Origin of the sequence: Arthrobacter sp. PvP023 (genome assembly GCF_017832975.1) — a bacterium.
Taxonomy (GTDB): domain Bacteria; phylum Actinomycetota; class Actinomycetes; order Actinomycetales; family Micrococcaceae; genus Arthrobacter.
The window spans coordinates 4,505,134-4,517,177 of the sequence record NZ_JAFIBI010000001.1; the positions used below are offsets into that span (position 1 = coordinate 4,505,134).

At 60.4% G+C, this 12,044-nt stretch carries 7 protein-coding genes and 1 pseudogene; 5 read left to right on the forward strand and 3 right to left on the reverse strand.

What is annotated here, in order from left to right; translation table 11 throughout:
• Positions 1-136: 136 nt before the first annotated feature.
• The 4 genes from JOE31_RS20440 to JOE31_RS20455 all read left to right on the forward strand — a co-directional run bounded on the left by JOE31_RS20440 (position 137) and on the right by JOE31_RS20455 (position 4,690).
• Complete coding sequence (locus JOE31_RS20440; RefSeq protein ID WP_209747702.1) at positions 137-718, forward strand: recombinase family protein; 582 nt, start codon at positions 137-139, stop codon at positions 716-718.
• Positions 719-1,051: 333 nt separating this feature from the next.
• Positions 1,052-1,378, forward strand: a complete 327-nt coding sequence (locus JOE31_RS20445) for a hypothetical protein (RefSeq protein ID WP_209747704.1) — start codon at positions 1,052-1,054, stop codon at positions 1,376-1,378.
• Between the two features lie 109 nt (positions 1,379-1,487).
• A complete protein-coding gene (locus JOE31_RS20450; protein WP_209747706.1) occupies positions 1,488-2,156 on the forward strand; it encodes a hypothetical protein in 669 nt (222 codons plus the stop codon).
• Positions 2,157-2,503: 347 nt separating this feature from the next.
• Entirely contained in the window at positions 2,504-4,690 is a 2,187-nt protein-coding gene (locus tag JOE31_RS20455) for an AAA family ATPase (protein ID WP_209747708.1), read from the forward strand.
• 351 nt (positions 4,691-5,041) lie between these two features.
• Here JOE31_RS20455 and JOE31_RS20460 read toward each other — a convergent pair whose 3' ends face one another.
• Positions 5,042-6,385 (reverse strand): ParB/RepB/Spo0J family partition protein, encoded by a 1,344-nt coding sequence (locus JOE31_RS20460; protein ID WP_209747710.1) that lies wholly within the window; start codon positions 6,383-6,385, stop codon positions 5,042-5,044.
• A 617-nt stretch (positions 6,386-7,002) separates the two neighbouring features.
• Between JOE31_RS20460 and JOE31_RS20465 the strand changes: the two genes are divergently transcribed.
• Positions 7,003-8,271 carry an IS110 family transposase gene (locus JOE31_RS20465; RefSeq protein ID WP_209747712.1) on the forward strand — a complete coding sequence of 423 codons (1,269 nt, stop codon included), beginning with the start codon at positions 7,003-7,005 and terminating at the stop codon, positions 8,269-8,271.
• Between the two features lie 1,618 nt (positions 8,272-9,889).
• Here JOE31_RS20465 and dprA read toward each other — a convergent pair.
• Together dprA and JOE31_RS20475 are read right to left on the reverse strand one after the other, a co-directional pair.
• The gene (dprA, locus tag JOE31_RS20470) at positions 9,890-10,798 is read right to left on the reverse strand and encodes a DNA-processing protein DprA (protein WP_209747714.1); all 909 of its coding nucleotides are present in this window, start codon (positions 10,796-10,798) and stop codon (positions 9,890-9,892) included.
• A 480-nt stretch (positions 10,799-11,278) separates the two neighbouring features.
• Positions 11,279-11,852, reverse strand: a pseudogene (locus JOE31_RS20475) (recombinase family protein).
• Positions 11,853-12,044 lie beyond the last annotated feature (192 nt).

Consider the following 12,044-nt stretch of genomic DNA (forward strand, 5'->3'; position numbering starts at 1 on the left):
GGAACACCCCGCCGTTCTGCGGGAAACCGCCATTCTGATGAGAAGCCCCGCCCCGGCGGGCGGTTCTCACAAATAGTTCTCGGAACTGTACAGTCGACCCAGGAGTCCGAATCGAGTTTTGAGAAGAGAAACCCATATGGCGGCACACCGTATCGGCTATGCCAGAGTATCCACGCGCGACCAGAACCTTGATCTGCAGTTGGCTGCCTTAAATAGTGCAGGATGCGATCGCATCTTTGAAGACACAATGAGCGGCACCAAGGCCGGCCGCCCCGGTCTAGCCAAGGCGCTGGAAGCACTCCGTGAGGGAGACACTCTCATTGTGTGGAAGCTGGACCGTCTTGGCCGTAGCGTGAAGGACCTCCTGGATTTCGCCGGAGGCCTGAACGAGCGCGGAATTGGTTTTGTCAGCCTCACCGACTCGATCGACACCACCACCGCCTCCGGACGCTTCTTCTTCAACGTGATGGCCTCCCTGGCGCAGATGGAACGCGAGCTCATGGTCGAACGCACCCAGGCGGGCCTCCAGGCAGCGCGCGAACAGGGCCGGGTCGGCGGACGCAAGCGTGTAATGACGGAGGCCAAGATCCGCTCAGCTCGGAAGCTTCTCAGCCAGGGAACGCCGCCCAAGGAAGTTGCCGCCAGCCTCGGGGTCTCGGTGCCCACGCTGTACCGCTGGGTCCCGGCGACGAACCCTGAAGCAGTTGCAGTCCCGTAGCTCGGCCTTTGGTGCAGACGACTCTTGAAAAAATGCATGACGGTGCAGAGGACTGCTGACATCCCGATGTCAGCAGTCCTCTGCACTCGCCCCGTACTTCCGCGGGATCCAGTGCAGACGACTTCTGAAACTGACACGGACGTCATTTTCCAAAGTCGTCTGCACAGCCACAAAGGGGCGTTTTTGCCTGTGACCCAGGTCCTCGGCCGACTAATTCCCACTGCGACCGGATGCCCACAAAACGGCCTGGAGGCGACAAGTTGGACCTTCGCCCGCGTCCGCTCATCCGTAGGCCTGCCGCCCGCCGATGAAATGTGGAGATAGCATCGGGCTGTGAGTGCAATCCAGTCGGCCCAAAGCGATTTCCGCGTCATTGAAGAACTCCTGCGAAGGACATATGGGATCAAGCATCTTGAACCCCTTGAATCTGCACGCGACGAGTACGACGACGGGGCCGCATCTCGTGAGTCCGGGGACGGCAATAGCGACGACTGGCGCGTCGTAACGATCATCCGCTCCGGACAGATTCGACTGATCTACAGAGACGGCATCTTTTGGGGTGCACAAAAGGGGTACGGTCAGCCGAAACCCTTGGCTGACCAATTCACTTCTTTGAAGGAACAGGCCGCGTCGCCCGCCTTAGTAGAAGGTGCTTTGTAGAACGAGCCAGCTCCTAATGGTTTAGTGGCTGAAGAGCATAGAAGCTATTTTGGGCCGAAAACACGGGGTTAATGCCCGAGTTCAACCCGCAGACATAGGGGGACCGACAGTGACTGTCAACGAAAAATCATGCTTGGCCGAAATCGTGAAAGCTCAAGCTCACATCAATGAACTCATCGGCGCTGGGAATACCTTTGGAGAGATCGGCGAACGAGTTGCCGCTAAAGTCTCTGGCAGCACTCGAATCACCGGCACCGGCAATGACTTGGTCCGCCAAGCAGAACCTGGGTGGGTGCGTCCTACGCCCCTGGGCATCGCAGCGGAGACAATCGGTCCCCGGACCGCACCAACCAAGGAGATTCTTGAAGCGCGCGCTCTTACCAACCCCCTAAAACGCAGCTCCCTAAAACGATATGATTCTTGGGTCCTCGGTCAGCACCAGCTCGGTGAGGTTAAAACGAGACAGATGGATCGCCGCTTCTCGGACAGTCAGCTGTTGGACACTCGCAATGGTGGCCCTAGAACCGATTTCACTCCCTTGGTCGATTTCTACATCTTCAACATTTTCGACACAACTGGGGACCTCCGAAAATGTATCGAAGTCCCTCTCGGCGAACTCGTGGATTACGTTAAATCCGATGTGGGACGTGGTGGGGCTTGGAACTACAAGGTTTGCATTGGACTCTGGATGGAGATCGGCATCGATAAGACCCAAGAGGCCCTCGAGGTCCTACACTCTCTCAAGGCTGTCCCAGAACTGAAGGGTCGCCGTTCTTGAACCTTGAGAAAGGCCGCTGGAGTCGAAGCCCTGACAAGCCCTAGACCCCTGCGTATCTCGGATCAGAGAAAACGGCTCCACTCGCGGACGGCGCGGGGCGAAAAGCCATGATTGGCCTAGCCGGGTGCCGCAGGTTCACGACCAGGACTGCTGCTCCGATGAACTCGCAGCGAGGTCTGATTTTCTGAAAACTGATTCACCGCGGCGCGACCGATCCCGCCTATTCCCTTAGGGCAAAACGGTACCGTTCATAGAAGGTTCAAGTCCGATGCAAATCGTCGGACTTGAACCGAGTGTCCGTAATGGCAGTCAATGCAGATCGTCATGAAACTAATAGGGGGTGGGCCATGACTGAGCCCGAGATTGTTGCTGTGAAAGTGGAATCAAACGTGCCAGCTGATTATCAAATCAGGATCAAGGATTGCAACAGTATTGGCGAGGCGCATATCTCCCTTCGCCGGTCATCTCTAAACATCAAGTACGGGCCCAACGGCCTCGGCAAGAGCACGATCGCTCGAGCGCTCACTCTACGTACCGAGGGCGGAGACTTGGATGAATTGACCCCCTTCAAGTACCGGGCAAAAGCCGACGGCCCGCGACCGGTCGTAGAAGGCGCCGAAGAGATCAACAGCGTGCTGACCTTCAACGATGCCTACGTATCGCAGTTTGTGTTCCAGCCTGACGAGGTACTCAAAAACAGCTTCGAGATTTTCATCAACACAGACGACTACAAGCAGGGACTCGAAAAGATCGAGTCCATGTTCCAGTCTCTGAAGGAGACGTTTGCGCAGCAGACAGAGTTCAATGAAGCTCTGATCAGCTTCACTGAGCTGCGTGATGCTTTCAACGTTACAAAGACAGGTGTCGTCGCAAAGACCAGCCGAGGATTCAAAGCCCTGGGAGTTGGCGGCAAGCTCAAGAACATTCCCGCGCCGCTACAGGGCTACACAGGTTTTCTGCAAAGCAGTGATCCAGCGGGTTGGATCACCTGGCAATCGAAGGGGAAGACTTTCCTCGAACTCTCCGAAAACTGCCCGTTCTGCTCGGTCCAGAGTGTGGACAAGGCCATTGCAACCCAGGTATCTGCGGAATACGAGTCCGCCGCGGTCAAGAACATGAGTGCGCTGCGGAACGCCATAGATAAGCTCGGCCGCTACTTTGAGCCCGGCTACCTAAAGCAGCTAGAAGCCTTGACGACATCCCTCACTGAAATCACACCGGAGGAGGGCCTCTTCCTTGCCACATTGAGAGGGCAGGTGGAGACGCTCCTCCTAAAGCTTTCCTCGCTGCAAGGACTGTCGTTTCATGCCCTGCGAGACGAAAAAGATGTGGGGGCCGTCCTAAATGACCTCAAGGTCGATCTGTCCCTACTGCACGCACTCAACTCGGACGCAACTACGTTGGTCGTAGACCTGATCAACGCGAAGCTTGACGAAGTGGCAATCCAGATCATCGATGTTCGGCGCAGCATTTCAGAACAGAAGAGGAGGGTTGCGAACCTCATTCGGGTCAATCAAGCATCGATAAATGAGTTCCTCAGTTCCGCGGGCTATCAGTACTCGGTCCGGATTGAGGCCACCGGGGATTCATATCGCATGCTCCTGGAACACAAGGACGCTCCCGGACATCTGGAGTCTGCGTCGAGTCATTTGAGCTATGGCGAGAAGAACGCCTTTGCGCTCGTGTTGTTCATGCATCATGTCAATCGGGAGCAACCTGACTTGGTTGTGCTGGACGATCCGATCTCCAGCTTCGATAAGACGAAGAAGTTCGCAATCCTCCACCAGCTGTTCCACGGTAAGAACAGTCTCCGCGATGTTACATCGCTTCTTCTTACTCACGATATCGAACCGGCCGTAGACATCGTGCTGACCGGAACGTCGGGTCAGTTCACGGCGGCAGATCCTGCTGTGCACTTCCTTAGCGGCCGGTTAGGTCTGGTGAGCGAGAAGCCCATCGAGGCCAACGACATCAATACGTTCTCCCAGGTATGCGACTCCAATATTGCGTCAGCCAGCGATGATGCCATCAAGTGCATCTACCTGCGACGCCGGTTCGAGGTGCACGGTTCCCGCGGCGGTGAGTACGACCTCCTTTCGAGCCTGCTTCATCTGCGGGAGGTCCCGACACAAAAGACGGGAACCCAGCAGACGCCACTCACAGACGCAGGCATCCTCGAAGCTACCGAAGCCGTCAAAGAGCACATCCCCGGCTTTGACTACGCGCGGATCCTTTCGGAGCTCAAGGACGCCGTTGCCCTAAAGGCCAAGTTTGACGCTACGGACGTGGGCTATGAAAAGGTGCAACTTTTTAGAATCATGTCCGAGCTAAACCCCATCGCATTGAAGGGGGACAAAGTCTTTACGAAATTCGTCAACGAGACCTATCACATCGAAAACGAGTATGTGATGCAGCTCAATCCAAGAGACTTCGACGCTGTTCCGGAGTACGTCATCGCTGCGTGCACCGCGCTTGTGAACGGCGCGTTTGCGGAGGACGGGGATTCGGAGGACGAGGACGAGGCTGCGGCTTAACTGACGCGCCGCGGTTCACGATCCCGACCACGCCACACTGATGTAATGCGGAAGGGCCGGCACATATGTGCCGGCCCTTCCTGTTTCCCTCTGCAAAGGAAATCTGTGGTTCAGCGTAGCTGAACTGGTTTGTGGTGCTGCCGCGGGGTGGGTACCTCGTTGTTCCTGGTCCCGCGGGGTTGGTGGTGTGCTGGTGCGTGGTCGCGGTTAATGGCGGTCCGTCGCTGGTGAGTGGCTGCTGTGGTTCGCCCTGGGCGGCGGACCGCGCCACGTCTGCAAGGTTCCTGGCCCCTGCTGGGTGAGTGGGCCGGGCGGCTGCCTCTGGGTACAGCCGCCCGGTTCCCCGTCACATTACTCGGTGTCGGCGGTGTGCTTGTCGAGGATGATCTGCTCCACGGCACTTGCGGTGTAACCCCAAACGGTGAGCTGGTTCAGGTAGTGGAAGTGCCGCTTCTCGGCGGACCGCCATGAGTCTTTCTGGATGGTCTTTTCATACCCGGCGCAGATCAGGGCGATGAGGGAGAACTCGGGCCGGGCGGTGGTTTTGGCGGTGTGGTCCCGCAACGGGTTCCAGCCCCACCGGTCGGTGTCCTCCCCGGTCTTGGCCCCGATCATCTCGGTGGCGACCTTGCCGTCGTAGCCGCTGGCGGTTTCGGGGTCGTGGGTGATGGCGTGGACAGTGAAGTACTGCCAGCCCTTCGGCGCGGTCTTCCGCGACAGCAGGGTCTTCACGAATTCACGCCTGACCTTGGTGGCACTTTCCATCTCGCGGTTATTGGCGATCAGGGTCTTCCGCTCGGCTTTCTGTTCCTCGGTCATCGGGCCTTTCTGGGCCTGCGTGCCGCCGTCGTAGCGTTCGTACTTCGGGGTGAAGCCCAGATCCTTCCAGCCGATGATGACTGGCTGAGCGTTGTGCTGGCCCCGGTAGTCGGTGCTGATCAGGTAGGCGTTGGCGTCCTCGTCGGTGGCCGGTTCCCCGTCGGCCCGCTTCGCGGCCGAGACGTACAGGTTCTCTTCGTTGGCGTAGTGCCCGGCGTCCTCCACGATGGTCTTGCCCTGCGCCTCGAGCTCGGCGATGAGGGCGGCAAGGGCGGCGGCGCGGTCGCGGCGGTCCCGGAGCATCTGCGCGACGTGCAAGAGCTGATCGGGTTCGTCCGCGATCACGGACTCCAACTCCTCCGTAGCGTCCTGGCTCCCTTCAAACTCGGCCATGATGAGCGCTTCATCGATGGTGTATCCCTTGCCCAGGGCGGCGGATCCGGCGTTCGAGGCTTTGGCCTTCAATGCCCCTTCCACGGTGGTCTTGGTCCGCCCGGTCTTCTTGGCGATCGCGGCGGCTGACACGCCGATCAGGGACAGCTGGTGGTAGGCGTCGGCCTCGTCCGCTTCGGTCAGTTCGGCGCGCTGGATGTTCTCCACGACCTGCGTCACGATGCGCTCGGCTTCCTCGGGGGACTCGATGATCATCACCGGGATGCTGGTGCGCCCGGCTTCAACAGCCGCGCGGGTGCGGCGCTGTCCCATCAGGACATGCACCACGCCGTCGTCCTTGCGGTGGGCGATGACCGGTTCCATCACGCCGTGCTCTTTGATGCTGGCAATGAAATCCGGGGTCAGGGCGGCGTCTTTGCGGACGTTGATGTCCACGGTTAAGGCGGCCGGGTCGAGCATTTCGAGGGTGGGTGTGGTGTTCATGGTGTTGCTCCTTTTGCAGAGGATTCCGGTGGGTGGGGCGGCTCAGGTGACCGGCCAGCTTCCCCTCTCCCCCCGACGCTTCTATGTCTGTCAAGCGGGCGGGAAACGGGTGCGGGCGCGGGCGCGGACCAAGTTGTCGCCTGGGGCGGTTTTGGTGACCGGCCAGCGTCCCCTCTCCCCCCGTTGTTTTGGCGGCTGGCGAAGCTTGCGGAGCTGTGGCCGACGGAGGCCCGTCTACCCGCAGGGCAAGGGGCGGGAAAATTCCCGGAGGAAATCAGCGACGAAGGAGCGCCGCAGGGACATTCCCGTCACGCGGGCCCCGACGAAGGAGGGGCTAGACGGGCCGGAGCGGACACGTACAATCCGTCAGGACAGCAGCCAAAACGGTAATACTGGAACAGTCCTTGAGCCGGCATGACCCAGCCAAAAGTTGACGTGCCTGGCGGCACTGTCTTCCCGACGATCTGTCTGCCGGCTCAAGGTCCGTTAAAAGGGGTGTCGAGCCAGGCGGACATGACCTCATAGGAGCCTGATACGACCAGTCCCATTACCGTTTTGTCTGCCCACCTGGCCCGCGCCCGATCAGTATCGAACTCGACTGAGGGGCAATTTCCATCGTGGCAAGCGAACCAACAAAAATCATCGCGGGTATCGACACCCACGCCGACACACACCACGTAGCCGTCATCAACGAACACGGCAAACCCCTCGCGGACAGGGAATTCCTAGCCGTGGGATCCGGATACCGGAAAATCATCGACTTCATCACCTCCTACGGCACAGTCATCGCCGTCGGGGTCGAAGGAACAGGATCCTACGGCGCCGAGCTCGCCAGGACTCTCCGGGGTGAAGGGATCACCGTGCTGGAGGTCAACCGCCCGAACCGGGCCGCCCGCCGACTCAAGGGAAAGTCCGACCCGCTGGATGCCTACCAGGCCGCCAAGTCCGTACTCGAGGGACGGACGAAGGCGATCCCAAAGGCCAAAGACGGCCCCGTTGAATGCCTGCGGATCCTACGTTCCGGGCGCACATCAGCCATCAAGGCCCGCACCGCGGCCATCAACCAAATCAAGGCCCTCCCCGTATCGGCACCGGACAAAATCCGGGCGAAATACCGGGCACTGGCCACCTCCGCGCTCATTACTGCCCAGCAGCGAAACAGGCCCTCAGGACACATGGCTGACCCCGAGTACGTGACCCTGCTGACGCTCAAGGCATTGGCAGCCCGCTGCAAGGCGCTGGGAGCAGAAATCGAGGCTGCCGACGCGGCACTCAAGGAAATCCTGGACAGCTACGCCCCGATGCTCTGCGATCTCCCAGGAGTCGGTACCGAAGTAGCCAGCCAGCTGTTGATCACCTTCGGGGACAACCCGGACCGGCTGGGAAACGAAGCCCAATTCGCCTCGCTCGTCGGAGTCGCACCCGTACCAGCCTCATCAGGCAAGACAACCCGCCACCGGCTCAGCCGAGGCGGCGACCGCAACGCCAACAATGCCCTGCATCAGGTAGTCCTGGTCCGCATGGCCTCATGCCAACGAACCAAGGATTACGTGGCCAAACGCACGACCGAGGGCAAGAGCAAACGCGAAATCATGCGCTGCCTCAAACGCTACGCAGCCCGCGAAATCTACCGCCAGATCACCAACCCCCGGCCAGCACCTAACAACTCAGACCTCCGACGCATGCGGACCGAACTCGGGCTCACCATCACGACCGTAGCCGGCGAACTCGGCCAATGGGTGTCAATCATTTCGCGCCTGGAACGCGGACACATCCGAAATGACGACCTGGCCGCGACCTACCGCCAATGGCTCAGCCAGCAAACGGCAGCCCATCTACACGCCAGGGAAGCTGGCAGTGAAGTCGAAGGAAGCCTGGTGTCTTAGGGACACTGCTGAACAGCAAGCCTTTGCGCCGGCCTCACAGTGCCGGCGCTGCCGGCATGCCAAAACGTCAAGGCCAGAAAGGTCGTATCGACCAATGAGCTGCCCCGGCGGTCCGACGCCTATGACATCGGTGCTTGGGATGAGATTTAGCAGGAACTCGGCACAAACGAGATGCAGTTGGAGGCCGGACTGCAGCTTCAGTCCGGCCTCCAGAAGTGGTGCCCGATGGTTACAAGCGGTTATTCGTTGGCGAGGCTGACGACGAGGCCCGGCGCACAAGCGAGCGAATCACAAGGACCTCGTAGACGAGGAATAACCCGACCAATAGGAAGTCGTACCACTCGGCTTGAAGACGAATCAGCAACGCGCCCAGACCGACTACTCCCAGAAGTTGAGTAATCAAAATGACAGACCAGGGAGTCGGCTCGATTTTCTTATCCACAGGAGATAACAATGCCACCTCCTGCATACAGCACGCCACTGCCATAAGCAGCCCATCCAATGGAGCCCACGGGCATGGTAAGAGACACAATCACTCCGATCGCAGCATATGCACAGCCGACCGAAACAGGGTATCCCCGGGGAATCAAGTCGGGGCTATAGTGGGCGACATGCCGTCCGGAAATGTATGAATCCAGCCAGCCGTGGCAGGCGAGAATCTCTTTTCCGTACCACCCCATCGTCACACCGTTGTACGCGGTGCAGTAGTTATCGTACTCGCCTGTTGCCATCAGAGTCAGATCTGAACCCTCAGTTGGTCCAGGCACCTCTACCCTCTGGAAGTCGCCCCGCGCTTCGAGGCGACGTCTCAACTCCTGCTGAACAGCCGCCGACTGAGGCCCGTTCAACAACGCTTCCAACCTACTGTTTTCGCCTCGAAATGCTTCGTCAACCGCTCGCACGATTGCATCACTTTTCGGATCAGCGTTTGTGATCCTGGACTCTTGCGAAGTTGCGTTACTAGCGGCGCGTTGTGGGACTGCGTTGGCGCCGCTTCCTCCCAGCAGTAGCGCAGCGCATGTGGCCAGAACAATGCTCGCTCTTCTGATTCGGCTCTGATACATCTTTCTCCCCCATGAGTAATGAATCGAACCTCGACCATATGCCTAATCGATGGATTTTCCTTCGCATTAGAAATTTTGTAATTACTCCGTTACTAGAATTGACAAGCCCATGCCGTCCTGCGGATGCGCCATGGCGACCGGGGCCGATCCTGCGCGGCGCCAAACCGGCAGCCGAAGGTCCAGTCCGGAATTTTGTCGGCGTATAGCTAGTACCGTCGCGGAGCATGGTCCAGAGGACTTCGAACAGAACGAATAGGTTTGACAGCTATAGGAGCATCGTCTTCAATAAGACAGGGCCGGGGGCGGCGGAGCCGGCGCTGGACCCGCAGCCGGCCGCGCCAGCGGACGCCCTTTCCTAGTGAGTCCTGCGAACCCTCCATCAGCACCCCGGGTCTTCTTTCGGCTTCCCTGGCTTCGGCGCCCCGCGCGCCCCGGTCGCCCGGCACTCAGTGTGCGAACGGCGGTCCGCCGCAGCCGACCCACAGCGCAAGCCGGCCACAACGGCGGACCGCCAGCGGTGACCGCCCCGGCAATGGGACGGCCACCTGAAGCGACTAGCCTGCGAGGAGTTCGACCAGTTCGGCCGCATCGGACACCAGCACCGCCGCGCCTTCTTTCAGGAGCCGGTGGCATCCTGCCGAGTTGGCGCTGTGCACGCTCCCGGGGACGGCCGCGACATGCCGGGCAATGGTTTCGGCGTGGTGTGCAGTGTTCAGCGCCCCTGAGCGCCAGCGAGCTTCCACGACACAGGTGACCCCGGCGAGGGCGGCGATGATGCGGTTCCTCTGCAAAAAGCGGTGCCGGGTCGGGGCGGAACCGGGCGGGAGCTCTGAGAGCGTCAGCCCGTTGCCGCGGATCGCGGCCGCGAGGTCAGCGTTCCCTGACGGGTAGTCACGGTCAAGGCCTCCGGCCAGTACCGCAAGGGTCGCCGGTCCTTCTCCCTGGCTCCCGGCCAACGCGGCCCGGTGCGCGTGCGCATCGATGCCGTAGGCCAGCCCGGAGATCACGCAGATTCCACGTTGGGCCAACCCGTATGCCATATCCCCTGTAACGGAGGCGCCGTAGCTGGTCGAGTCCCGGGATCCGGTCAGGGCCACACACTTCGAAGGCGCTGGGATGCCGTTGTCGATGTTGCCCCGGTACCAAAGCCCGTACGGGGCGTCGGGCAGGTCGTTCAAGCCTTCAGGCCAGTGCTCATCTCCTGGGTCGAGGAACCCGCCGCCGAGGTGTTCGATGGTGGCCAGGTCCTTCTCCGGGTCGACCTCCGGAACCCGTGGAGCCCATCGTCTCAACGCTTCTGACAGTTCTTCGACCGTGGCTTCAGGGATGGCGTGGACGGGCTGGGCGCCGGTGGCAAGCCTCAACGCGGCGTACGCGCCGAGCCTGCCCACGAGGGCCCGGCCGACATGGTCGCCGGGTTCGAAGAGTCGGGTCAGGGCTGCGCGTGCAATGCGATCGTTCATGGTTTCTCTCGTCCTTTGCTGAGGATCCGGTGGGCGGGGGCGGCTGTGGTGACCGGCCAGCTCCCCCTCTCCCCCGGGATGTTTGCCTGCTGGCGGAGCAGCGCGTAGCTGTGCCCGACGGAGCCGGGGCAACCCGAAGGGCAAGCAGCGGATGGGTTGTGGGAGGAAATAAGCGCAGCGCCGACACAAGGCATCGGCTGCGCAGCCGTCCGCAGGACGGTTGAGCCGGTGGAGCGGACACGTACGATCCGCAGGACAGCAGCAAAAATAGAAAAATGCTTTTACAGTCCGAGCGAAGTGAGGTCCGTGCAGTAGACCTGGGCGCTAGCTGGGCGAGGGCCGGAAACCGGATTCTTCAGACAGCGCGTGGTTTCCGGGCTACGTTGTGGTGCTCGCGCGTTCAGCACCGGCTTGCTGGTGGCGGGCCGTCTTCTTGCAGCGCTAAGTGGCACTCCCAGCAGGGGGCGCCGCAACGAAACCTCACATGATGCGCCTTTGGAGCTCGCGGTAAACAGTCGTCCGTGAGACCCGGAACAGTTCGGCCAGTTCGGCCTGCGTGTGCTCGCCGGCGTCGTGCAGTGTCAGGAGATGATCCCGCTGCGTCTTGGACAATTTTGGCTGCTTGCCCTTCAGCCGCCCCTTCCCTTTGGCGACCGACATGCCCTCGCGGGTGCGCGCCCGGATTGGATCCGCCTCAAACTCTGCCACCATTCCCAGGACGTTGAACAGCAGCCGTCCTACGGGGTCAGTCGGATCGTGGGTGCTGCCGCCGAGACTAAGCACAACACCCTTGGCCGTCAGCTCATCGGCTATATCCCGGGCATCGGAAAGAGAGCGCCAGCCGGTCGAGCTTGGTCACCACGAGCGTATCGCCGGCCCGGCATGCCGCCATCGCTTCACGGAGTCCAGGGCGCACCCGGTTAGATCCCGTCAGTCCGTGATCAACGAAGATCTGCTTCTCTTCAACGCCTAGGGCAAGGAGAGCGTTTTGTTGGGCGGTTAGGTCCTGGTTGTTTGTCGAGACCCTGGCATAACCGATCTTCATTCCAGTCATGAGGAACAGGGTTGCAGTAATCCCCCGTCACCGTGCATTTGACCGTGTGGGTCTTACGTACATGGCCTGGGCCAGTAACTGCACGGGACCTGCGGCACGTTTCCTGGGCACGGTGATCGACCGGCTTACGGGCGGTATGCAAGGTGAGCGGCGATCGAATCGGACCGCAATAGTAGGGTGCGAGGTGAACCA